The organism is Laceyella sediminis, assembly GCF_003003125.1.
Classification (GTDB): Bacteria; Bacillota; Bacilli; order Thermoactinomycetales; family Thermoactinomycetaceae; genus Laceyella; species Laceyella tengchongensis.
Genome location: NZ_PVTZ01000008.1, coordinates 26,514 through 50,334 on the forward strand (window position 1 = coordinate 26,514; position 23,821 = coordinate 50,334).

General features: G+C 50.3%; 20 protein-coding genes. 9 read left to right on the forward strand and 11 right to left on the reverse strand.

Annotation, left to right across the window (positions count from 1 at the left end; genetic code table 11):
- Positions 1-100: 100 nt before the first annotated feature.
- Positions 101-4,066, forward strand: coding sequence for a WIAG-tail domain (locus CLV36_RS10495; protein WP_106342648.1), 3,966 nt, complete (start codon positions 101-103; stop codon positions 4,064-4,066).
- A gap of 54 nt (positions 4,067-4,120) precedes the next feature.
- Here the strand turns inward: CLV36_RS10495 and CLV36_RS10500 are convergent, their stop codons facing one another.
- Entirely contained in the window at positions 4,121-5,632 is a 1,512-nt protein-coding gene (locus CLV36_RS10500; RefSeq protein ID WP_102993851.1) for a coproporphyrinogen III oxidase, read from the reverse strand.
- 259 nt (positions 5,633-5,891) lie between these two features.
- On the opposite strand from CLV36_RS10500, the gene CLV36_RS10505 reads away from it, so the two are divergent.
- Complete coding sequence (locus tag CLV36_RS10505) at positions 5,892-6,830, forward strand: TolB family protein (protein ID WP_106342649.1); 939 nt, start codon at positions 5,892-5,894, stop codon at positions 6,828-6,830.
- 133 nt (positions 6,831-6,963) lie between these two features.
- Here the strand turns inward: CLV36_RS10505 and CLV36_RS10510 are convergent, their stop codons facing one another.
- Together CLV36_RS10510 and CLV36_RS10515 are read right to left on the reverse strand one after the other, a co-directional pair.
- Positions 6,964-7,974 (reverse strand): hypothetical protein, encoded by a 1,011-nt coding sequence (locus CLV36_RS10510; protein ID WP_106342650.1) that lies wholly within the window; start codon positions 7,972-7,974, stop codon positions 6,964-6,966.
- Positions 7,975-8,322: 348 nt separating this feature from the next.
- The gene (locus CLV36_RS10515) at positions 8,323-8,931 is read right to left on the reverse strand and encodes a trimeric intracellular cation channel family protein (RefSeq protein ID WP_102993852.1); all 609 of its coding nucleotides are present in this window, start codon (positions 8,929-8,931) and stop codon (positions 8,323-8,325) included.
- A 324-nt stretch (positions 8,932-9,255) separates the two neighbouring features.
- Here CLV36_RS10515 and CLV36_RS10520 point away from each other — a divergent pair, with 324 nt between their 5' ends.
- Together CLV36_RS10520 and CLV36_RS17330 are read left to right on the forward strand one after the other, a co-directional pair.
- On the forward strand, positions 9,256-9,819 hold the full coding sequence (locus CLV36_RS10520) for a YkoP family protein (protein ID WP_123827451.1): 564 nt from the start codon (positions 9,256-9,258) through the stop codon (positions 9,817-9,819).
- A 247-nt stretch (positions 9,820-10,066) separates the two neighbouring features.
- Positions 10,067-10,216: a hypothetical protein gene (locus CLV36_RS17330; protein WP_181352980.1), complete on the forward strand. Its 150-nt coding sequence runs from the start codon at positions 10,067-10,069 to the stop codon at positions 10,214-10,216.
- 841 nt (positions 10,217-11,057) lie between these two features.
- Here CLV36_RS17330 and CLV36_RS17885 read toward each other — a convergent pair.
- On the reverse strand, positions 11,058-11,183 hold the full coding sequence (locus tag CLV36_RS17885) for a hypothetical protein (protein ID WP_259435595.1): 126 nt from the start codon (positions 11,181-11,183) through the stop codon (positions 11,058-11,060).
- 391 nt (positions 11,184-11,574) lie between these two features.
- Between CLV36_RS17885 and CLV36_RS10530 the strand changes: the two genes are divergently transcribed.
- On the forward strand, positions 11,575-12,042 hold the full coding sequence (locus tag CLV36_RS10530) for a MarR family winged helix-turn-helix transcriptional regulator (RefSeq protein WP_106342652.1): 468 nt from the start codon (positions 11,575-11,577) through the stop codon (positions 12,040-12,042).
- On the opposite strand, the gene CLV36_RS10535 is transcribed toward CLV36_RS10530, so the two are convergent.
- Positions 12,039-12,227, reverse strand: a complete 189-nt coding sequence (locus CLV36_RS10535) for a hypothetical protein (RefSeq protein WP_146130629.1) — start codon at positions 12,225-12,227, stop codon at positions 12,039-12,041. The two genes, CLV36_RS10530 and CLV36_RS10535, sit on opposite strands and share 4 nt — an antisense overlap.
- A 333-nt stretch (positions 12,228-12,560) precedes the next feature.
- Here CLV36_RS10535 and CLV36_RS10540 point away from each other — a divergent pair, with 333 nt between their 5' ends.
- Genes CLV36_RS10540 through treR form a run of 3 tightly spaced genes read left to right on the forward strand, consistent with a single transcriptional unit; the run spans position 12,561 to position 16,557 of the window.
- A complete protein-coding gene (locus CLV36_RS10540; RefSeq protein WP_106342653.1) occupies positions 12,561-14,147 on the forward strand; it encodes a PTS transporter subunit EIIC in 1,587 nt (528 codons plus the stop codon).
- Positions 14,148-14,160: 13 nt separating this feature from the next.
- Positions 14,161-15,834, forward strand: a complete 1,674-nt coding sequence (gene treC, locus CLV36_RS10545) for an alpha,alpha-phosphotrehalase (RefSeq protein ID WP_106342654.1) — start codon at positions 14,161-14,163, stop codon at positions 15,832-15,834.
- Between the two features lie 12 nt (positions 15,835-15,846).
- Positions 15,847-16,557: a trehalose operon repressor gene (gene treR / locus CLV36_RS10550; RefSeq protein WP_219904904.1), complete on the forward strand. Its 711-nt coding sequence runs from the start codon at positions 15,847-15,849 to the stop codon at positions 16,555-16,557.
- Between the two features lie 187 nt (positions 16,558-16,744).
- Here treR and hemY read toward each other — a convergent pair whose 3' ends face one another.
- Genes hemY through hemE form a run of 3 tightly spaced genes read right to left on the reverse strand, consistent with a single transcriptional unit; the run spans position 16,745 to position 20,187 of the window.
- A complete protein-coding gene (gene hemY / locus CLV36_RS10555) occupies positions 16,745-18,190 on the reverse strand; it encodes a protoporphyrinogen oxidase (RefSeq protein ID WP_106342655.1) in 1,446 nt (481 codons plus the stop codon).
- Positions 18,191-18,196: 6 nt separating this feature from the next.
- Complete coding sequence (gene hemH / locus CLV36_RS10560; RefSeq protein WP_022736297.1) at positions 18,197-19,138, reverse strand: ferrochelatase; 942 nt, start codon at positions 19,136-19,138, stop codon at positions 18,197-18,199.
- A complete protein-coding gene (hemE, locus tag CLV36_RS10565; protein WP_022736298.1) occupies positions 19,135-20,187 on the reverse strand; it encodes a uroporphyrinogen decarboxylase in 1,053 nt (350 codons plus the stop codon). The genes hemH and hemE overlap by 4 nt, the downstream gene beginning before the upstream one ends.
- A 509-nt stretch (positions 20,188-20,696) precedes the next feature.
- Between hemE and CLV36_RS10570 the strand changes: the two genes are divergently transcribed.
- Positions 20,697-21,365, forward strand: coding sequence for a creatininase family protein (locus CLV36_RS10570; protein WP_219904905.1), 669 nt, complete (start codon positions 20,697-20,699; stop codon positions 21,363-21,365).
- Positions 21,366-21,378: 13 nt separating this feature from the next.
- On the opposite strand, the gene CLV36_RS10575 is transcribed toward CLV36_RS10570, so the two are convergent.
- The 3 genes from CLV36_RS10575 to CLV36_RS10585 all read right to left on the reverse strand — a co-directional run bounded on the left by CLV36_RS10575 (position 21,379) and on the right by CLV36_RS10585 (position 23,746).
- On the reverse strand, positions 21,379-21,564 hold the full coding sequence (locus tag CLV36_RS10575; RefSeq protein WP_022736300.1) for a hypothetical protein: 186 nt from the start codon (positions 21,562-21,564) through the stop codon (positions 21,379-21,381).
- Between the two features lie 17 nt (positions 21,565-21,581).
- Positions 21,582-22,940: an amino acid permease gene (locus CLV36_RS10580; RefSeq protein ID WP_022736301.1), complete on the reverse strand. Its 1,359-nt coding sequence runs from the start codon at positions 22,938-22,940 to the stop codon at positions 21,582-21,584.
- A 116-nt stretch (positions 22,941-23,056) separates the two neighbouring features.
- Complete coding sequence (locus CLV36_RS10585; protein ID WP_022736302.1) at positions 23,057-23,746, reverse strand: protein kinase domain-containing protein; 690 nt, start codon at positions 23,744-23,746, stop codon at positions 23,057-23,059.
- Positions 23,747-23,821 lie beyond the last annotated feature (75 nt).

Consider the following 23,821-nt stretch of genomic DNA (forward strand, 5'->3'; position numbering starts at 1 on the left):
TCTCACCTTTTCCAAAATACAGGATGACATGCTCCATTCGCAAGGTTAGTGAATATACCTATCAAAGAGTTGCAATGGCCTAGGGAAAGGGGTTAGAAAATTGAAGAAGAAAAAGATTATTCCGTCATCTAAAAAGAAAACGAAAAAAGATCCGTTAGCGGATGAAAGGGTTCTGGATGAGCTGTGGCTACTTGACAATGAAACACCTAATTTCAAGAAAAAATGGACCTATACCGCTTCACATAACCAACCCGCGGCATCGGAGGCACCCCCGTCAAAAGAACCGGCGGTAAGCCACACCGAAACCGAAACGCCCCCTGCCAAAACGGTATCTGAAGTGAGAAAAGCCCGGAACCCCCACGGAATCAACGAAGCGTTCATCTATACCGCCGACTTGACCGACGGGGCGGTCACCGCTGAGAAAATCGCCAATCAATCGCTGGACGGGAAAAAAATCAAAAACAGCGCCATCCGGGCAGAACATCTGGACCAAGAAGCGGTAACAGAGCCCAAACTGGCCGCCGAAGCGGTGACATCGGCCAAAATCGCCAAAAAAACGATTAAAGAATACCACCTGGATGATGACATCATCGGCAGTGACAAAATCAAAAGGGAAACGATTCTTGCCAAACACATCAGGGAAAATGAGATTCCCGGAAGCAAATTGTCTGATCGCAGCATCGGTGAAACCAAATTGAAAGACCATTCCGTCCTTGGCAAACATTTGGCGATCGGCCACATCCAAAACGAGCACTTAGCTGATCAAGCGATTTGCGGCAATAAAATAAAAAACGGTTCGATCCACACCAACCATTTGGCAAATGGCATCATCAACAGTGCCAAGCTGGCTGATGACTCAGTCTCCGCCGACAAGATCCAAAAAGGGGCCATCACCAAGGACAAATTGGCCAATGAATCCATTACCAGCGAAAAAATCATCTCCTCCGCCATCCACGGTCGCCATCTGGTCGATCGGGCAATTGAGTCCCGGCATCTGCAAGACCACATGATCACGGAAGAAAAACTGGCCGCTGCATCTATTCACAGCCATCATTTGCAACATCATATCATCGAAGGCATTCATTTGTCCCCCCATGTGATCAAAGAAGAACACATTGCTGAGCACGCCGTCACCGGGAACAAAATCGCGCCCGGCAGCATCCGCTCCGCTTCTATTCAAGAGCAAACCATCCAGTCCAAGCACTTGGCTCCAAACATCATCGGAGAAGGGCACATTCAAGAGCACTGCATCGGCAAAACGCACATCAAAGATGCGAGCATCAGCGAACAACACATTGCCAACAATTCCATCTCTGGCTCCAAGTTGGTCGACCATTCTATTACGACGGCCAAATTGGCGCCCGAATCGATCTCCGCAGAAAAAATCATCGATTATTGCATTTCATCAAACAAACTGGCTGACCATGCCATCACAGCTAACAAAATCGCCTCGCGCAACATTAACAGCTCACATCTGGATGATAAAGTGATTCTCAGCCAACACATCGATCATGATCAAATCAAAACCGAACACCTGATGAACGAATCCGTCACCGCCCGCAAATTGGCAGATGCAGCAGTGGAAAGCCAGCATATCGCACCACAAGCTGTCACTGGCGACCATCTTGCCCCTGATTCGGTGAGCAACGAACATCTATCCGAATTTTCCGTGACTGCAACCAACATTGCGCCGCAAGCGATTCGGTCAGAACATCTGTCAGAACAAATCGTGCGCAGCTCCCATATCCTAAACGGTCAGATCGGGGAACAACACATTAAGGCCAACGCCGTCACTGCGGAGAAAGTCGCACCGCAATCCATCTATGGGGAACATCTGACTCCTCAAGCAATCAACGGTTCCCATCTCCAAGCGGACCAGATCGAAACCGGGCACTTGCGCGAGCAAGCTGTTACTGCAAATAAAATCGCACCGCAGTCCATCCATGAAGAACATTTGGCTCCTCGAGCGATCAGTGGCTCCCATCTCCAAGCGGACCAGATCGATACTGAGCATTTGCGCGAGCAAGCAGTTACTGCGAAAAAAATTGCGCCACAGTCCATCCACGGAGAACACCTGACCTCCCAAGCGATCAGCGGTACACATCTCCAAGCGAATCAGATCGAGACCGGACATTTGCGCGATGAAGCAGTCACTGCAAGAAAAATCGCGCCGCAATCCATCTACGGGGAACATGTTGCTCCTCGAGCGATCAGAGGTTCCCATCTCCAAACGAAGCAGATCGAAACCGAGCATTTGCACGATCAGGCCGTCACTGGAGAAAAAATCGCACCGCAATCCATCTACGAGGAACACTTGACTCCTGAAGCGATTAATGGGTCTCATCTGCAAAAGGAGCAAATCGAAACCGAGCATTTGCACGATCAAGCCGTCACTGCTGGGAAAATTGCACCGCACGCTGTGCAAAGCGAACACATCAAGCCGGCATCGGTGTTGTCTCCCCATATCGAAGAACAACAAATTCACGCCGCGCATCTCGCGCAAGCGGCCGTGTTGACGGATCACCTTGGCCAGGGCGCAGTAACCGGCGACAAAATCTCTCCCAACGCCATCAACGCCGATCACTTATCAGAACAATGCATCCACTCCTCTCATCTGGCTGATGAGCAAATTCACGGCCATCATCTGCAGAAAGAATGTATCGCATCCGAACATCTGTCCCAGCAAGCAATTCAATCCGAGCATCTGGGTGAAGCGGTCGTGTTGGCCGACCATATTGCACCATCGCAAATCCAATCCGCCCATCTGGCTGAACAGGCTATCCAAACGGAGCATCTGACAGCTGCGAGCGTTAGCGCGGAGCACATCCAAGAACAAAGCATCTGTCACACCCATCTGGTCCCCGGGCTGATCTTCGCCGAACATTTGGCAGAAAAGGCCGTGACCGAAGAAAAAATTGGGGACCAGGCCGTATCCAAAGACAAAATCAAAGATCAAACCATCACCAAGGACAAAATCAGAGACCAAGCCATAACCAAAGAAAAAATCAGAGATTTGGCAGTGACAGAAGACAAAATCAGAGACTTCGCGGTGACGGAAGACAAAATTCGCCATCAAGCGGTTGCTACCGATAAAATCAAAGATGCAGCAGTCACGACGGAAAAGTTGCAGGATCAAGCGGTATCCGCTGAAAAAATCAAAGATGGCGCCATCACTACGATAAAGTTGCAAGATCAAGTCGTCACCACCGACAAAATCGTTGACCTAGCGGTCACGGAAGATAAAATCGGCTCGCAAGCGGTCACAACCGACAAGATCAAGGATTTTACCATCACGGAAGACAAAATCAAGGACTTTGCCGTGACGGAAGACAAAATCAAGGACTTCTCCATCACCGAAGACAAAATTGTCGATCGCGCCATCACTGGGGAAAAACTGGCCGATGGTTCCATCGGATTGGAGAAGTTGAATTTCCAACCGCTCCTAGCTGAGCAACACCCTGTACAAACATCCGGACTTGCCGCCTTCCAGCTTCCAGCGCATGCTGATCATACGTTCGTCACCGTTTCAGTGGCTGAACCTATGGGCGCCTACATTGTGGTGGCGATGACGAATCATCCCGGCTGTTTCGCCTCTCTGCACCACTGTGATGAGCAGGAGTTTACCATCCGCATCCAACGGATGAGGGAAGAACCACAAGCGATCAGCGGAACGTTCTTCTGGATCGCTTCGCAATTGGATCAAGCCATATCACCATTGCAATTCCCAATCAAAAGCGCCGAGCAATTGAAACAAAAGGCCGATGTTAACATCGTGCTTCCCATAGAGAAAGAGACGGCAACAGATGCGGATATCGAGCAGGAAAGAGAGCACCCACCTGCACCGACACCCTTGGCCGAAGTGGAAAACTTGACCGTAGCAGAAACCTTATCCGAAGAGGAAAACTTAGTCAAAGAGGAAAGCTTGACCGACACGGATGCATCGGCAGAGCCGCTCGCCTGCTCAGCCGCCCATGCTAATTACGAATCCAACGACTATGTTGAAGTGAAAAGCTCGGAAGAGTTCGTTCATGGCGATGAAGCACAGGAGCCGGCAGATGTCGATTGAGAGTGAATGCAAAACACCCCGTGCACAATACCGCACACGGGGTGTTTTGTCGTTTCATCCTTTATTCAGCGCAAACCCATACGTCTCATCCAACAGCTTCAATTTTTCTTCGATATGACGTTGATAAGTGTCAATATACGCTTTGGGTTCCTTGGGGTTGGGCAAACGCTTGATTTTACCATCACCTGGCGACACCAACTTGCTCACCGCCCCGCAACCAAGCCCGATAATGGTTTGGCGCTCTTCCATGATAATGATGTTGTACAAACTTTCCAAACCAGGGAAGGCGTAACCCACATTCTCCTGATTGCCGAGAATGTTTTTTTGCCGGTACAGATAATAAGGGACATAGCCCATTCCTGCGGCCCAATCTCGAGCCATCCGTACCATTTCCCCTGTTTCACCTCGGTCGGCGACACGGTATTTCTCTTTGTTTTGGGTCATGACCGAACCACGCTTGAACGAGAGGGTATGCACTGTCAACGATTCAGGGCGCAACTCGGCCATCATATCTAGCGTCTCCTGAAAGTTGTCCAGCCCCTCATTCGGCAAACCGATGATCAAATCCATGTTGATGTTGGTCAAGCCCATGTCACGCGCCAACTGGTACTTTTCCAGTGTTTCTTTCACTGTATGGTGGCGGCCGATCAGCTTCAAAGTTTCTTCTTTGAAACTTTGCGGATTAATGCTGATCCGATCCACATTCCACCGTTTCATCAAGTCCAACTTCTCCGGATCAAGTGTGTCAGGCCGCCCGGCTTCGACAGTTAGTTCCCGAACCTGGTCAAAGGAGGGAACCGACCGCTTTAGCGCCATGAACAATTCATCCATCTGCTCCGCAGTGATCGAAGTCGGCGTTCCACCGCCGAAGTAAATGGTCGTCACTGGCAAGCCCCGTTTTTCCAGCCAGGCGCCTACTTGCGCAATTTCTTCATGCAAACCCTGCAAAAATCCTTCTACCGAACCGTTACGCCCTTGAATGGCGTAAGCTGGGAACGTACAATACGCACATTTGGTCGGGCAAAAAGGAATGCCGATATACAAACTCACTTCTTTGTCCAATTCATACAGGTCAGGCAACACGGTCAGCTGCCGGGCGACGATCTCCGTCAAGATGTCCGTTTTCTCCTGATGGATCAAATAATCGGTCTGCAACACTCTCACCGCTTGCTCCACGCTCATACCGTCAAGTAGCATCGAATGCAACAGTTTGGTGGGCCGAACGCCTGTTAGGATTCCCCACGGTTGCCGCACTCCTGTGGCCTCTTCCAACACTTGCAACAAGACATAGTTGACCGCTTGTTTCACCTTTTTGCAGTACGCCTTCCCCTCCAAGGCCCCTTTCACATCGCGCCGGTGTTCTGCCTGCCATGTCTCTCCGCTCGCCACGTCCCGCATAAGGACACGGGCATGCACCGGATTACTTTCATGCACGGTGAAATGCAGTTGCATTTGTGCGTCCGCTTCATTCTCTAGCAACGACACTTCTTCAAAAAATAACTGAGCAATCAACTCTATATCACGATAAAAGGCTTTGTCGAGCCCTTGAATCCAAAACGTTTTCATCATCATGCCGTGCGAAACACACGTTCCCCCTTTTATGTGTGCGATTCCTTTGTCCAGTCTAGCCGATTCGCTTTCTTAAATCAATCAATCGTTGGCTTGTCAAAGACAAAAAGATACCCGATTGTAAGGTTTAAAACGGTATGTGACATTGTAAGTCCCTCTATGAAAAATATATGGCTATTTCAAAAGAAAATAGTTGATTTCAGTCAAATCAGATATAATAAAATCTATAACCAACTCACTGAAAGGAGGAATCCTAGTGAAAAAAACGCTCGGCTTGATTAGCGCGGCGCTTGTCACCGCGTCCTTGCTTGTTCCCGCCCATGCTGCCCAAAACACCAAATCCATCTATTTCAACGGCGGCCCGCTCAATAGCCAAACTATATACCGGTATGACCTTGATACACTGTCCATGCGGAAAGTGGCGTCGGGAACTAACGCCGACTTGTCCCCAGACGGAACCAAATTGGCATTTGTCAAAAACGACAGCTTGCACATCGCTGATGCCGACGGCAAAAACCAAGTGCGCCTAACTAACAGCTATTTTCCCAATTATGACACATCTCCGCGCTGGTCTCCGGACGGCAAGAAAATCGTGTTTGCCAAAAGCGACGGCAACCTTTATCTCGTTGACGTGGCTAGCAAAAAAGTCAAAGCCCTCACCCACGTCGCTGAAGGAGTGCGCCATGCTGAACCCGATTGGTCCCCGGACGGTGCCAAGATCGTCTTCCATTCTTCTGACCAGTCCGGTTTCACCCATATCTATTCCATGCATGCCGATGGTAGCAATCTGAAGCAACTGACCGGATTGGGAGGCGGCGAAACTTCGGAATACAGTCCTCATTTCTCTCCAGACGGTCGCAAAATTTTGTATGGTTCAACCAAAGCGGGGCAATCGGACGCATATGTGATGAATGCGGACGGCAGCCAGCCCAAAAACATTACCGCAGGCAACAACAAGGCGGTTACCAGTGCGATTTGGTCTGAAGACGGCCGCAAAATCCTCTATACGGTCAATGAGAAAGAAAAGCGGCAAGACAGTTATTTTTACATGACCACACTTAGCGGCGACAGCAACAAGGTAATGCGGATTTCCATCCCCTTTGCTACACCGTCCGCATGGCAAAGTGTGTCAGTATCAACCAAAACAGATGCCCCATCGACATTACAAAAAATCACCAATTTCTTTTTGAACTAATCCCTCTAAGCCCTTGTTCACAAGGGCTTTTTCTTTGGTTTTTCTCTCAAATGAAATAGCCTTGGGTTCCCCCAAGGCATACCGAAAACACATATTATTCTGTTAATTTAACTTGGATCCGCCATTTTACACATCAACTATCTGCTTTTACACCATCACCAAAAACCGTACCTATATTGAACACGAGGTCAAACAACCCGTCAAATACATCAAACAGTCCTCCGTCATCCCGATCCACTTTGGGAGGCTTTTTTTGTTCCTTTTGCTTCGGCACTTTTGGTTCCGCTTCTTTGCCGCTCTGATTGTTCTGATTGTCCGGTTGTAGCACAGGCGGCAAATCGATTACCTTCTGATTATCATCATGAGGTTGGGTACGGGGAGGCGCTTGCGGTTCCGTCCCTCGGGCAGGGGGCCGTTGTTGAGGACGCTGAATCCGACCTTCATCTTTCACCCTTCGATCATGCGGATTAACAACAGGGCTGCCGGATTGCGCGCCGCGATTGGCCACGGCCAAACTGGACACTTGTTTATCCGCAGGTAGCGCAGGCAATTCATTTGCCGGATAAGCGTATGCGGGATCTTGTTTCCATTTCCAGCCGATCCATTTCCCTTTGGACAAGGAATCGTCTCCCGTAACAAAGAAATGCCGCGCGTCTTGCTCATCCTTTTGCTTCACTGGCGCGGAGTCAGCTCCGACCGTATGAACGGCGTACACGCCAACACCAATCAGCAACAAACATCCAGCAACGAGCCCGACCACTTTCCATGGCAATAAAGGCCTTGCATTCCTTCGGGGAGAAACTCGCCGATACGTTTCAGGCGGGAGGGTTATCACAGAGCCTGTTACGCGGCTTTCTCTCTGCCCTTTTTTTGATACGGCAGAAATCTTTTCTTTTGCGGGGACCGGTTTCGACAAGCGTTGGCTCTCAGCCGTTTCCACAACCCCCGTTTTCCCCGACGCCAATTTCACCGGCGTGTCATCATGATGTAGCGGCCCCGCTTGCGCTTCTTTGGCCATCGTTTTCGCGATACGCCTCACCACGGTGCGAATCTGAATGGTGGAACCGCCTGGAGGGTTGTTCGAAGCTTTGACGTCAGTCGATGGTTGGTTGCCCTCCGACTCCATGGCTGATTTCTTGATCACTTTCACCACTCTCCTTATTAACTGGGTTCTTCGATTAAGAAGGAAAACTTCACATTATGTATAGCCAGGACTCTATCAACACGGAAGCATTCCTCATTTCACATTTGCTCCACCTTCGTATCTCGTCGCCTCCAATTGACGATTTCCGCCACCTCCTTTCATCAACTTACAATTTTTTACATAAATTCTTCCAATCACATACTCAGAATAATTACACATAACCATTTGAAATTCCTACCAAATCAACCGATCTTTTTCTTCGGCTTGGGCAAGACCTGTAAAAAGAGACGGGATAGCGGACAGAACCCCAATAAAACAAAAAATGAGTCAGTTGGCACATCCGACCAACTAACCCATTTTTCTTTGGACAATCCGTGGCAAGTGCCACCCGTAAATGGTTGAAACCATGCGCAAGGCAACTACTAACACGCACAGCGCCAACAATTGCCAACCATCTTCCAACCAATGAAGACCGATGACGACCCCGGTGATGACAGACCATAACGCGTATATCTCTTTTTGCAAAACGAGCGGTTTTCTACCAGCCAGCAAATCGCGGATCATGCCTCCGCCAATCCCAGTCATCACCGCAGCGAAAATCACCGCGACCAACGGCAATCCTTTACCCGAAGCATACAAAGCTCCCTGGACCGAAAAAGCGGCCAACCCGATCGCGTCAAAGAAATTAAGCCATTTTTTGCAGTATTGAAACCACTTTGCGGGACAAAACAACACCAGCGTGATGGCAACCAACGCCACATAGATCATCAATTCTTGCTTCCACAGCACATCCGTCGGCAAACCAATCAACGCGTTGCGGATGACGCCACCCCCAAACGCAGTAACCAGACCTAAGACATAAGCACCAAATAGGTCATACTTTTCTTCCATTGCGATGATGGCACCACTGATCGCAAAAGCGGAAATACCCACCACGTTTAAAATCTCCCATGACACTGACAATATGGTTCCTCCTTCCCATTCCAACAAACCTCACTCATTATAGCTTGGCTGTGGAAAAGTGGGAATAGGAAATCATTATATTTCTGCAAAAAAACGCTCAATACTGATTAAGACTGGAAAAGGTTGTCCCGTTGAAAAATATTTGCACCCGCCGCGGGTTAAAATAGGTGAAGATTGTGTTTCAACCAATACATTATTTTAAAAGCTGCATGCCAACGGAAAAACGTTTTTACAATTAGAGCCTGTTTTACGGGCCTTCGTTATTTCTCATCCAGAAGATGGTTAAAATCTTTCTCACTTTCGAAAACAGGTGATCCCATGCTCCATCGACTCCTCCTTTCTTTATGGATGATCTGGGACCGTGTGTATTATTTGGTTACCCGACTCCGTTATGTAGACAAAAGGAAACGTAATATCTTTCGTGTTGTTATCAAACGTTACCGGGGCGAGGAAATCACCACATCAGACGGATACACACTCAAAGCCGGAGATTGGTACGTCCAACTGCACTTCCACAATGCCTACCTCGCCCAACTGCTCAGGCAATCGCCACGCCACCCGATGAGCTGGGCCGCTATTCTGACCAAAAACGTCCGCTCATCCCTCCCTCAATTGACCCGATACATCAACCAGCACCCCAAAGCCGCCCAGATCCAGGTGGTGTTGGGAACCACCTTCCTCTATCGCGGAGCACATCGGTTGGGGTTTGAAGTGGCCGACATTCAGCATCTGATTCATCGCCTCTTCAAAGCGGTGAGCGCACGCGTTGTTTTTTTGATGAGCCACCCCTACGGTTGCTCGGAGCTGTTCAAAAGAAACGCCCAACTCGTCCCCAAACGCGTATACATCTCCAAAGAAAAACTTAATCGCTTTCACTTGTGACAAGCCCCCTCGCCGCGCGGGGGGCTTTTTTCACTGATCATCCCGTTGCTCCACGATGATTTTCTTAGCCTGTTTGCGAACAGCATTTGAAACGGCTTCTGTGATTTTGCTCTCATACGCTATAGGTGCGGTTGATTTCCCGGATTCATCTTAAAGTAAAAGTCGTCTTGATGAGCCAGTCGGCTTTCGTAAACTCTCTTTTTATTTGCAGCAGTGAGGTGTGGCAACTTCTGTGGGGACGGAATCCATGGGAAGAAAGCGAAAAATGCGGCTCATAGATCGCTTCCAACAGCATCCGAAACAATTCCAATACCAATGCATCCTCATTGACCGGGACTACTACGGGAACTCCGTCACCATAGCGGCAAACGGGCATCCGACGCGCGAGCCGCCTTAAGCGTCGGGGGGATGATGACCCCGCTCGGGCTGTCATTCAAGCAGTCTAGCCTTCATCCTCGTTCACAGCATTTCGCCTCGCCATTCAGTTGTGGTTTGGCGGCAAACCAACTTATGGCTTCTACAGCATGCTATTGTCCCCTCCCGGTTTCCCGTTTAGGTGAGCTGTCGGCGATCGGTCTGTCGCGCCTTTGACCGACTGCGTGCCAAAGCAGATTCCTTAAAAGCCCTTACGAGCGCACATGCCCGTCATCCAGTGCGATCAACTTCCCCATCTCTTCCCTCCTGTTCGTGATTTCAAGATGAGGCCGGTCAGGCCTTTTCAAGCACTTCGTCTTATCTTATGCGACATCTGGCGGCCCAGTCTGCGCGAATGCCGATCATTCTTCGCGTAAATGCACGCTAATTCAATTCATAAAATTCAGACTAATATCACCGGATGTGCCAACGCCGCAAGAGCCCACCTCATTCGGTAGGCTCCTGCGGTTGTGGTCGATATAGCCCACAAGCATCCCAAGTCGGGTAATGACGTCCCGGCTGGAAGTTGCATCGGTAGCTTTTTTCAGTTGGCGCAAGGAACTTACATGTCTCACACTTATACAAAGTCCAAGTAATCCCATATTTTTTTACCATGGGGTTCTTACTTTTTTCTTCGATTCGATCTAAATCGACTTGACCTTGTTGTTTCTTGATAGCGACCACACTTTCTAATAAAAGAAAATAAGTAAACTACACTCCACTATACCACACTCTTGTTCCCCACATGCATAAAATTTATGCAAATTCAATGCACAAAAAAAGCTTCTCCCGACGCAATCCTAAGGAGAAGCTTGGTTCACTTATCAATCCTCTACCCAGCGGTATCCGCAATCATCGCACAAATATTCGTCATTTTCCGTTTGTGACACCATCTTTGAACCGCAACGCGGGCATTTCTCGTTGTCTCTGCCCCAAAAATTTCTCTCCATCCCCCTGCCTCCCTTCTTATCCGGCATGATGCAATGTCATTTTATAATATAGAATGAGTTCTTTTCCCTTTTTGCTTGTGATTTTAACCGCTGACTTTCTCAAACAGGATCGACCAGCGGCAAACTAGCTCTGTTTGTAATTAATTTTATTTTATCAAAAGACTAAAAAATCTGTAAATAAGAAACGAAAATTCTCTCCTTGTTTCCTGCGCGTTGTAACAAAAACTCCCCCCTTGTCCGACCTTCTTTCCACCGGCGCCTCCACGTGATTGCCGGCCGTCCCTTCTCCCCCTGAATCGGTTAAAATAAAGAGGCGAACGACCAGCAGCCCTTTTTGCCCTTTTCGCCATTTATCCCGCTTGCCAAAATCAGACGAAGGAAGTGTTAAAGTTTGGATAAAGAAAAACTAGTCGCCATGACAGAATCGTTTCGCACAAATCTTTCCACCCTTATCCGCCTGAGCAAAGATCTTTTGGAACGGCAGTTGATGCGCCACGATGTTCCCATCACGGCACGCCAATTTGCCGTATTGGTGCAGCTCAGCAAGCAACCGCTCACCATCAAACGCTTAGGGGAAGTCTTTTCCATCGAGCCTCCCACTCTCATCCCCATCATTGACACATTGGAACGCCACCAATTGGTAAGACGGCTGACTGACAAACAAGATCGGCGTAAAAAGCATGTCGAAACCACCGACAAAGGCCAGCGGTTGATTCAGCACATGCATCAGCATATCGAACAAAACCCCATCGCCATCGCCCTCTCCACCATGGGCGAGGAAAACAGCCAGCAACTCATCGACTTGTTAGCTGAACTGGTCGTTCATCTGCAAGCGGCGCACCGGAAAGAGACGGATTAACCCTGTGCCGGAGTTTGGTGCTGGTGCACCTCCTCCCTGCGACCACTGGACAGGCGTCGCAGGGGGCTTTCACCAATGTATAGAAGGAACAGATCAGCACCGAGTCCGCCGCCTGTTCCTTTTACCTTTTTATACCCGTTCACAGGAACCATCATGCCACTTAAACCGACCCATCGTGCTGTCATCCTTTTCATTTCATATTGACATTCTTGTATATACAGGTCTAAAATGAAATCAACCTGTATATACAGGTTACAGCTTGGAGGCAACCTCTGGAGGAGCCAAAGCTCCAGGACATGTTGTCACCTAACCAAGCCCATCTATACACCGCCGGCAAACGAGCGATTGTCTAATTATTCAAAACCTTCTCCAGATTCTCGTTGCCGTACCATGGTGCAAAACCCTTTTTCATGTCCCATGCGCCTAAAAGGGCCATCTCCATTACTCGCCTCCTTTGCCAATGCGAAAGGATGCGACAAGCACGTAAAAAATCTTAAACAACAGGAGGCGAATCCTGCATGCAGCGCACACTTACTTTTGATTTCTTCCAACGGATCGGCCGCGCAATGATGGCTGTCGTGCTTATCCTCCCCCTTGTCTCGATCTTGATGGGACTGGGCGGCGTCATCCTCAATCCCAATGTGCAACAACTTCTCCCCTTCTTGGCAGGCGATGCTTGGCAAGTTGTCGGAGAACTGATGCAACGCGCCGGACAAGCGGTCTTTAACAATTTGCCCGTTCTGTTTGCCATCGCCATCGCTATCACTTGGACCAATCGCGGCATGGCTGGCTTTTCCGCACTTATCGCCTTTTTCATCATGCACACCACCATCGGGGCCTTGATCGATATCACAGGCGTCAAGCTGAATGAACGGATGCTGGGCACCGAATTGGGCATTCCCACCTTGCAAACCGGGGTGTTTGGTGGCATCTTGATCGGGTTTTTGACTGCTTATTTATACAACCGCTTTCATAAGGTGCAACTGCCTGACGCCATCTCTCTTTTCAGCGGTGAACGGCTGGTACCCATCGTCGCTTCTTTCGGCGGAATTGTAACCGCTGTCATTTTGTTCTTCGCTTGGCCGCAAATCAGTCTTGGGGTGTTGGCAACAGGTGACTTCATCGCCAACCACACCAATCCGTTAGTCGTCGGTCTGTACGGGGGGCTAGAAAAACTGTTGATTCCATTTGGGCTCCACCACATTTACAACACTCCCCTGCTGTTCACGGACATCGGCGGCGCTTACACCACTTTGGACGGCGCCCGCGTCGTTGGGGACCAAAACGTGTATATCGCTCAAGTGATCGACAAATTGAAAGACGCCAGCATTTCCATCACTGGTGGTACTTATATTGCTGGTAAATTCATTCCCGTCATGTTTGGTTTGCCCGCAGCTGCCCTGGCCATGTACCAAGTTTCCAAGACAGAGAAAAAAGGCAAAGCCAAGTCACTTTTGGCTGCGGCAGCCATCACCGCTCTGTTGACCGGCATCACCGAACCGCTGGAATTTACATTCCTGTTTGTTGCACCCGTCCTGTATGCCGCGCACACCGTATTGACAGCGCTGGCATTCGGCCTCATGAATGCGCTTGGCATGCACGCTGGCTTTGCGGGCGGTTCTGGTTTGATCGACTTTATCCTGTTCAACAGCCTGCCAAATCACTCTAACGCTTGGCTGGTCACCATCGGGCTGGGGCTCGTGTTTGCAGTCATTTATTACTTTGTGTTCAAATGGCTCATTCTGAAGTGGGACTTGAAAACGCCCGGTCGGGAAGATGACGGGGAAGAAACCAAGCTGTACACTAAAGAGGACTATCGTGCCAAACAACAGACGACATCTTGTATTGAACAACCCAACGCCGAGGCGGAAAGCTCACGCGCTTCCCAGATTCTCGCCGCATTGGGTGGACAAGAGAATATCCGTCAATTAGATGCTTGCATCACCCGGTTGCGCGTCGGTGTCCACGATCTCTCCAAAGTCGACGAGGAAGCGTTGAAACGGTTGGGCGCATCGGGTGTGCTGAAGGTGAACGATGGCATTCAAGCCGTCTTCGGTACTAAATCTTCTATCATCAAAGCAGAAATCGAAGAAATCATGCAATGAAACAGGTGATATCATGAACGAATGGTGGCGTAAAGCCGTTGTCTACCAAATTTACCCCCGCAGTTTCAAAGACTCCACTGGCGATGGTGTGGGCGACCTGCGTGGCGTCATGGAAAAGCTAGATTATCTGAAAAACCTTGGCGTCGATGTGATATGGTTGACTCCCATTTACCGCTCGCCTTTGCGGGACAACGGCTACGACATCAGCGATTATTATCAGATCCATGAGGATCTAGGAACCATGGATGATTTTGAAGCGTTGTTGGCAGAGGCTCACGCCCGCGATATGAAAATCATCTTGGACATGGTGGTTAACCACACTTCCACTGCACACCCATGGTTCCAAGAGGCTCGCGCTTCATTGGACAACCCTTACCGGGACTTCTACATCTGGCGCGACCAACCCAACAATTGGCAATCCAAATTTGGCGGCTCTGCTTGGCAGCGTGACCATGCGACTGGGCAATATTATTTGCACCTGTTTGATGTGACACAGGCCGACCTCAATTGGGAAAACCCGGAGTTGCGCCGCCGCATCCACAAAATGATGAAATGGTGGTTGGACAAAGGCGTAGACGGCTTTCGGCTTGACGTCATCAACCTGTTGTCCAAAGATCAGCGTTTCCCGGATGACGACGGCTCTGTCCCCCCGGGTGACGGGCGCCGTTTTTACACCGATGGGCCCCGGATTCACGAGTATCTCGCGGAGATGAACCGGGAAGTGTTTGTCCACTACGACATGATGACTGTAGGGGAAATGTCTTCCACATCCATCCCCCATTGCATCCGTTATACCCATCCGGACAACGGCGAACTAAATATGACGTTCAACTTCCATCATTTGAAAGTAGATTATCCGGGTGGTGAGAAATGGGCCGTTGGTGAGATGGACTTTCTGGCTTTGAAGCGGATTTTAGCGGATTGGCAAACGAGCATGGCCAAAGGCGGCGGCTGGAACGCCCTGTTCTGGTGCAACCATGATCAACCGCGCATCGTCTCTCGTTATGGCGATGATCAAACCCACCGTGTGGCCTCAGCCAAAATGCTGGCCACCGCACTCCATCTGATGCAAGGCACCCCCTTCATCTACCAGGGTGAAGAATTGGGCATGACGAATCCCGACTTCACTTCTTTCGCAGATTATCGCGATGTGGAAACGCACAACATGGTGTCCATCCTGCGGGATCGGGGCTATTCCGAAGCGGAAGTGCTGAAAATCATTCGCCAGAAATCACGGGACAATTCCCGCACGCCCATGCAATGGGACGCAACGGAACATGCCGGTTTCACGACAGGGACGCCATGGATCAAGGTCGCGCCCAACTACCAAGAAATCAATGCCGAACAGGCGCTTGCAGACCCCGACTCGATCTTTTATCATTACAAGAAATTGATTCGTTTGCGCAAAGAGCTGGACATTGTTACCACCGGCACATATGAATGCGTCGACATCGACCATCCTGAAGTCTATGCGTACTTGCGCCATGGTGACAATGAAAAGCTATTCGTGGTCAATCTGTTCGGCGGGCGGGCGCTTTCTTACACCGTGCCGGAGGAGGTGCTCACTTCTGTCCAAGGATGGACGAGGGAAATTCTGCTCTCCAACTATCCAGATTCCGCCGCCTTTGGGGAACAGTTGCCTTTGCGGCCATATGAATCAATCGTCTATCGACTCACTGCCAATTGAGAGGAAGAGCCTGTGTTGGATAATATTTATCTTTCAATCTATCATGATTTGGTCAATCAAATCGAACAGGGTACCTTGCCGCCCGACAGCAAACTCCCGTCAGAAAACGAGTTGGCCGTGCAGTACGGCACCTCGCGGGAAACGGTGCGCAAGGCCCTACACCTCCTCTCGCAGCATGGATATATCCATAAAATCAAAGGCAAAGGCTCTTTTGTCCTACATGTCAACAAATTCAATTTCCCCGTCTCGGGATTGGTCAGCTTCAAAGAACTGACCAAACGGATGCGGAAAAAAGCAACAACGAAAGTGATTTCGCTCAGACGGGGCAGGCCGTCCCCTTATATCGCCACGCAATTAAACATTTCTCGCACCGAAGAGGTCTGGGAAGTAATTCGGGTGCGCGAGATCGATGGGGAGAAAATCATCCTCGACAAAGACTATTTTCGAAGCTTTATCCCACCGCTTACCGTGGAGATTTGCGAAGACTCCATCTATGAATACTTGGATCAAACGCTGACGGTGGGCATCAGCTTCGCCAAAAAATTTATCACCATTGAGAGCATCACCGAAGAAGACCAAACCTGGCTTGATCACAAGCAATACCCCATGATCGCCGTCGTGCGTAACTATGTGCACTTGGAGGATAACACCTTGTTCCAGTATTCCGAATCCCGCCACCGCCCCGACAAATTTCGCTTTGTCGACTTCGCGCGGCGGGCATAAAAAACCCCCGTGTCCCAAAACCATTGGGATGCGGGGGTTTCTTTTATCCGCTTAAATCGGATGACATCATCTTCCCACTTAAAACAACCCAAGCTAAAAATTGGACAAGAAAAACACCCCCTCCTGCCAAACGACTTGGCACAGAAGGGGGCGTTCTTTCGGCAAGGCCAGTACTTTCCCTGTCGATCTAATATAGCGAAATAAATGTTTGACAGTCAGTCGCTTCCGATGTGACGATGCCATCGACGAGCTCAGCGACAACCTCTTTGCCTTGCTGAATGCAATCCGGCAAGCCGACGCCTCTGTAGAAGGAACCGGACAGCAAGACATTGGGCAACGCCTCTCGCACTTGGCCCATGGTGCGCTCCACCCAATAAGGGTGTCCCACTTCGTATGGTGGCCGGGATGCTGTAAAGCGGTGGACAAAAGTGAACTCCGGTTCACCGCTGATATCCATCGCCCGAATCCGGCGCAAATCAGCAAGCACCGTTTGGATGATTTCCTCATCGGAGCGGTGGACGATTTCGTCGGTTTGGGGCCGGCCGACAAAACAGCGGAGCAAGGCTTTCCCTTCCGGCGTGGTATGGGGCCATTTTTGGTGAAGCCAAGTGCAGGCCGTAATAGACAAGTCCGCCTGACGGGGCACGATAAAGCCAGTGCCTTGAACAGAGACGCGCACTTGTTCTTTGGGAAACGCGAGCGCAACTGTGGCCACCGAGGTGGGTTCAGACATGTCAATCGGTGGCAAGTCAAGATAAGGGCGCAACAGGCGCCGCGTCACCGGATGTGGTGTGGTGAACACCACGTGGCTGGCCTCGATGGTACCCCCATCGCTCAATGCCAACCGATATCCCTCATCCAGCTTAGTAAAGTGGATGATTTCCGTGTTCTTTCGCACACAAGCAGCCGGCAGGGAGGCCTCGATTCGTTCGACTAGCGTACCAAGCCCGCTCCGGAGCGTTTGAAACATGCCCTTTTTTCTTTTGGAGGTGCGGGGCGTGCGGGTGTTGCGCATCGCTTTGATCAGGCTCCCGTGCTCCATCAAGAGCCGGTGATACTGCGGAAAAGTGGCCAACAAACTGAGATGGTCGATCGGATTTCCGTACACGCCGGAGATCAGAGGTTCAATTACCCGGTCCACCATCTCATCACCAAAACGCCGGCGGAAAAAGTCGCCGACAGACAGGTCGCCGGGCATCTCTTCCGGGGGCAGAAGCAAATCTTCCAAGGCCCGCGCCTTGCCTGACACGGACAATAAGCCCGATTGCAGAAATGGCTCGATCTTCGTTGGCATCCCCATGACAGACCCTTCAGGAATGGGGTGCAAATCGCGTTCATGATAGATAAAAGCCTGTCCCGTTTCATTGTTGACCAATTCGCCTTCCAATCCTAGATCCATGGCCAGCTGGGTGGCGTGGCGTTTCCGCTCCAAAAAGGAGTCCGGCCCTTTTTCGATGACATAGCCGTCACGCCTTATGGTGTCAATTTTCCCACCTAATCGGGAACTAGACTCAATCAGCGTAAATTTCATTGGCAGCCGCTTCGCTTCTATTTCCCGATGCAAGTAATAAGCAACGGTTAAGCCGGTGATGCCGCCCCCCACGATGGCGACATGATGCTTTGGTCGACTCATGGCTTCTCAGATGGCTCCTTTGCGAATGAGTTCCTTGCTCAAAATTCCGCTCAAACAAGCGATGAATTCCGGTCGGGCGTTCGGCATCGGCGGCCGGTAATAGTTCGCTCCCAACTCGTCAGTCACCGCTTTGCACTCAATGTCATTGTCATACAATACTTCGAGGTGCTCGGCCACAAATCCGATAGGACAATAGATAAAGGAAGTAAAGCCTTCCTTGTCGTGCAACTCGCGTGTCAAATCCTGCACATCGGGGCCAAGCCAAGGCTCTGGTGTACGTCCCGCGCTTTGCCACCCCATCCGGTAGTGAGGGATGTCCACCCGCTCAGCGATCAATTTCGCCGTTTCCTGCAATTGGCGGGGATATGGATCACCCAGGGCCAAGATTTTCTCCGGCAAACTATGTGCCGAAAAAATCACCACAGAACGTTCTTTTTCTTCTGCCGGCATCGAAGCGAACAGCTCCCGCAACTGATCTGACCAGTACTCCACGTATGCGGGTTCATCATGCCAACTGTCGATGCTATGAAGCTTGATTCCAAGCGCTTCCGCCTTGTCTGCGGCCCGACTGTTGTAGCTTTTCACACTGTAGGTGGAATAATGCGGCGCCAACACCAGGCTGATGGCTTCTTCAATCCCGTCGTGGGCCATCTGCTCCACCGCCTCTTCAATAAACGGAGAAATGTGTTTCAGGCCCAGATAGCCGTGAAACTCCACTTCCGGAAAATGCTGGTTCAGATCAGCGACAACTTTCTCCACTTGCGCTTCAGTGATTTTGGCGAATTGATTGATCTCGCCAACCGCTTCATACCGCTCAGTCAGTTCATCCAACAAGGCTTGAGGCGGCTTTTTTCCCCTGCGGATATGCGTATAGTACGGTTCAATCTCCGACTTGCTCCGCGGTGTGCCATAAGCCATCAGGAGCACTCCGATTTTTTTCCGTTTCACACGATCATCTCCCCGTTTTTGCGTGAATAGCTATGCACCAATGCCGTCAATTTCTGCATCGTTTCCACACTGCATTGCGGGAAGATGCCATGCCCCAGGTTAAAGATGTAACCCGGCTGTTCCGTTCCTTCATCCAACACTTGTTTGGCCTTTTTCTCCAATGTCTCCCATGGAGCCAAAAGCAAGGCAGGCTCCAGATTCCCTTGCAGCGCCTTGTCCACTCCGTATTCGGTTCGCGCCTGAGTGATGGTGACGCGCCAATCCAAGCCAAGCACATCTACTGGCAACTCATTGAACGCTCGCAACAAATGACCCGTGCCCACGCCAAAGTAGATAAGCGGTACGCCAGTATCTTTGAGGCTGGAGAAAATCCGGTGCATCGTCGGGAAAATGAATTCACGGTAGTCGGCTTCGCTCACAGCCCCGACCCAGGAGTCAAATACCTGAACCGCTTTGGCTCCAGCTGCGATCTGCGCGCGCAGGTATGTGATGGTCATATCCGCCAACTTCTCCATCAGCAACGCCCAGGTCTCTGGCGCGGTGAACATCATCGCTTTCGTTTTGTAATAATTCTTTGATGGGCCGCCTTCAATCATGTAACTGGCCAGGGTAAACGGCGCTCCCGCAAATCCAATCAGGGGGACGCGAAGCTCATTGGCCAAGATTTTCACAGCATCCGTAATAAAAGGAATGTCTGAAACCGGATCCAATTCTCCCAAGCGGCGAACGTCGGCTGTGGTGCGAATCGGATTGGCAATGACCGGACCGATACCGGAACGGATCTCAACATCAACACCAATCGGCTTCAACGGGGTAACAATGTCAGCAAACAAAATGGCTGCATCTACACCCAATTGATCAACGGGCAACTTCGTTACTTCCGCACACACTTCCGGTATGTAATTCATTTCAAAAAAGCTGTATTTCTCCCTGATTTTCCGATACTCTGGCTGATAGCGCCCCGCCTGCCTCATATACCAGACCGGAACATACGGGGTCGGTTCCTTGCGGCAAGCCCGCAAAAACGTATCATTGAATGAAGATTTCATTGGATAAACCTCTTTTCTCTTCTCATCCTTCGTTGGTAAACAGTTTGCCACAGCAGTTCCAATGGTAAAACCAGATCTTGTCATAAAAGGGGTTCATTTTACAGTTGTACCCCATCGCATGTGAGAAATTTCACATACACATACTCCAAACGCTCTGTTTGTGCAAACGAGACCCGAATGCACAACAAGTGCTCTGCACAGACAAGAGCCCGGCCAGCCCTCCTGTGAAGCTGAGGAATGTGATTGGAATGCCGTTTCAATTGCGGCTTATGACACCCTATTTCTAAACATGCGTTTAAATCAAATGTATAGTTCCTGATAGGAGATGTCAATATCTCAATTCCGTGACAAATTCTCTTCCATTACGGCAACAGGCAACGATGGCAGGCGAAATGAAAAGGCTTACCCACCGCCACCTAGTTTCCCGAGTGTGATACAATGCAAGTACAAATCTTGAGAGCGCAGGTGATCATATGAATCCGTTCCCTTCCTGGGATGAATGTGCCAATATGAAGTTGGCTTTTTTTCCTATCGGTTCCACTGAACAGCACGGTACCCATCTGCCGATTCACACCGATACGATTATCGCTGCCATCGTTGCACAACGGTTGGCGGAACGGTTCGCCCCCGCTTATGTGGTGCCAGCCCTCCCTTATTCAGCCTCATTTGAACACAGCGGATTTCCCGGCTCGGTTTCCCTACGGGTGACCACCATCACCGCTGTCATGCAGGATGTCATTCACTCACTGGAACAGTCGGGCATCTCGCGCTGCGTGATAGTCAATGGACACGGCGGCAATGCCCTCCTCCACAATATTGCGCAGGAATTAAACGCACACGGACATCGGGTCATGCTGGCCCCCAAGCGCTTGCATTGGGAGCGCGCTTACCAGCAGGCAGGCATCTCTGTCAGCCTGAGCCAAGACATGCACGCCGGCGAGGCAGAAACATCTATACTTATGCACTTGTTTGCCGATGGTGTAGTCAAAACGGACAAGTTGATCGACGTGGATACGCCGCGGCGACCTCTGTTAGAAGTAGTAGGAATGAAGGCGTTTACCCCAACCGGAACGATCGGATTCCCTTCCCGGGCCACCTCGGCAAAGGGCAAAGCACTTCTGGACGCCTTGGTGCGCGAAATCTCCCATTCCGTGGAAGAATTCATGTCCTTGGGCTGACGACGGCTAGCATCTACATAAGCGGTAGAGCGAAGGTGTAACAGGCACCCAAGGGCGTGTCTGATGAATAGGCCAGCGGCTCCAAAACCATTTTCTCATTCGCTTCACTTGTGCATCGGCGCTCCTCGAGAAAAGGTTTTTCCGCCGCTTCTTCCCCACCAACTTGATTTGCCAGACACACCCTAGTCAGCCAAGACATACAAACAAGCGCCTCTTTTAAGAAGGCGCTTGTTCTTGTTTCCTTTTTCTGATGTTCATCCATCCGTAGGCTACACTCAACAAAGTCACCCACACCAAACCGGTGATAATCGCGTACATCCACTTCTCATCTAACAACATGGTCAGCAAGATGGACACCAGCGCGCCCGCCCCAAACAAAGCGATCAACGACAGCTTGTCTTCCGCCTGCCGCCGGTAGCAAAAATAAGTTATAAATATGATGAGCCAGGTGAAAATGCCGCCAAAAATCGAAATACCAAACATCGTGCTGTACGCAGTTGGCGTCAGCATGTTGAGCAACACCGCAATTCCCAAACCAAACGAAGAGACGAGCAACGCTTGCAGGGGAACCCCTCGCTTAGTAACCTTCCCCCATGCGCGTGGCGCAAAGCCGCTTTGCGCTAAGGAAAACATCATACGCGTGCAAGCGTAAAGATTGGCGTTCATGGTGGACAGCGCCGCCGTCAGGATGATGAAGTTCATTATCCCCGCCGCATACGGAATCTCCAAAAGGGAGAGCACCTTGACAAACGGACTCTGATGGACCGCATCCCCTCCCACTTGATTCCATGGCACCACTGCCAACATCACCGCCATTGCCAAAACATAGAAGAGAATGAGGCGAATGACCATCCATTTCATCGATTGCTTCAACACTTGTTTGGGGTGTTTAGCCTCACCCGCGGTTACCGCCACAATCTCCGTTCCCATGAAACTGAATGTAGCCATCACGATCCCCATCCAGACTCCGGACCATCCATGAGGCATAAAGCCTCCCTGTGCCCGCAAATGGCTCAAGCTCTGTGCCGGGTCTCCCAAAATGAGACTGCCCCCGAGAATGATAAAGCCAATGATCGCCAACACCTTGACAGTGGAAAACCAATATTCGAACAAGCCGAAGCTTTTCACCGACATGGCGTTGACCATGAATATGATAAGTGCAAAGACTACAACCCAAATCCATGTCGGCACGCCAGGAAACCACATCTTCATATAAAGGCCTACGGCAGTAGCTTCCCCGCCGATGGTAATGGCGTTGGCTGCCCAATACGTATATCGAACAAGATAGCCAAACCATGGCCCCAACACCAGCTCAGCATGAACTCCGAATGAGCCTGCGGTAGGGTGAACCATGGACATGTTCGCCAGACAATAAACCATCATCACCACGATCAACGCGGTGCCCAGATAGCTGAGAATCACTGCCGGCCCCGCATAATGAATCGACAAACTCGATCCCATGAACAAACCGGTGCCGATAGCGCTTCCCAGCCCGATCATCATCAATTGCCGGCCTGTCAATTCCCGTCTGAGAATATCCTCGTTCCGGCCAGCCTGAACTCTGCTCCCACTCAACTAAACCACCCTATTCTCTCTTTTTCGGCACCTTGGACAACGTACCGTTGAACATACATTTTAACTTACAATAATTCCTCACTCAATAAAAAATGCCCCCTTGTGGGAGCACAAACTTAGGACGAATACCGTTTGCGACGGCGAATATGCCAATCGGAGGAAGAGTAATGGCGACGGTGTGAGGAAGAGTAGCTGTGATGATGTCGGTGACGGCGATAGTCGGAAGAAGAGTAGTATCGGCGCTTCCGTTTCCAATTTGATGAGGAGAAAAAGCCAAACAATCCACAGTGATATTTTAGGGCTTCCAAGTCTTCAGCCAATTCCCCTTTGTGAGCGGCGGGGTGATCGGTGTGGAAGAAACGGCCCACATCCACGATTTTGACCTGCCCATCCTGATCGATCATGATGTTATTCAAGTGCAAGTCATCTGGTATGATCCCTTGGCCGTAACACCGTTCAATCGCTTCTTCAATCTGGCTAAACTGCCGTTCGGTCAATTTTTCGCCCGCTTTCAGGGCTTGTCCCAATGTATATCCACTCACCTTGTCCACAATCATAAACTTGTCCTCTTTATAGTGGAGCGTGGGAAAAGCGGGATGCTCTTGCAGCTCGGCCAATAACACCGCATCCCCCTTCTCGCTGGGATCGGCCTTGAACACTTTGACCGCATACTGTTCAAATTCATACACCTTGCCGCTCAATCCTTCTCCCAACAAGCGGTGGTGCTGGTCCATGTTCCCTACCACAATCATTGCGCCGAGATGTTCAACAACGGCCGGATCAATCGATAACGCGTGTCGGTCCATCATGGGTCCCCTTTCAAGCTTGCGCATTTTATCTCCATGGTACGCTTTCCCTACCTACTTACGAGAGAAACGCAT

Coding starts and splice junctions, on each gene's coding strand:
- CLV36_RS10575 (WP_022736300.1), bottom strand. CDS start 21,564: ATGTCTTGGCTGACTAGGGTGTGTCTGGCAAATCAAGTTGGTGGGGAA.
- CLV36_RS10570 (WP_219904905.1), top strand. CDS start 20,697: ATGAAGTTGGCTTTTTTTCCTATCGGTTCCACTGAACAGCACGGTACC.
- hemE (WP_022736298.1), bottom strand. CDS start 20,187: ATGAAATCTTCATTCAATGATACGTTTTTGCGGGCTTGCCGCAAGGAA.
- CLV36_RS10520 (WP_123827451.1), top strand. CDS start 9,256: ATGCTCCATCGACTCCTCCTTTCTTTATGGATGATCTGGGACCGTGTG.
- hemY (WP_106342655.1), bottom strand. CDS start 18,190: ATGAGTCGACCAAAGCATCATGTCGCCATCGTGGGGGGCGGCATCACC.
- CLV36_RS10500 (WP_102993851.1), bottom strand. CDS start 5,632: ATGAAAACGTTTTGGATTCAAGGGCTCGACAAAGCCTTTTATCGTGAT.
- CLV36_RS10535 (WP_146130629.1), bottom strand. CDS start 12,227: ATGACAGCACGATGGGTCGGTTTAAGTGGCATGATGGTTCCTGTGAAC.
- CLV36_RS10585 (WP_022736302.1), bottom strand. CDS start 23,746: ATGGACCGACACGCGTTATCGATTGATCCGGCCGTTGTTGAACATCTC.
- CLV36_RS10540 (WP_106342653.1), top strand. CDS start 12,561: ATGCAGCGCACACTTACTTTTGATTTCTTCCAACGGATCGGCCGCGCA.
- CLV36_RS17885 (WP_259435595.1), bottom strand. CDS start 11,183: ATGGAGAGAAATTTTTGGGGCAGAGACAACGAGAAATGCCCGCGTTGC.
- CLV36_RS17330 (WP_181352980.1), top strand. CDS start 10,067: ATGGGAAGAAAGCGAAAAATGCGGCTCATAGATCGCTTCCAACAGCAT.
- treC (WP_106342654.1), top strand. CDS start 14,161: ATGAACGAATGGTGGCGTAAAGCCGTTGTCTACCAAATTTACCCCCGC.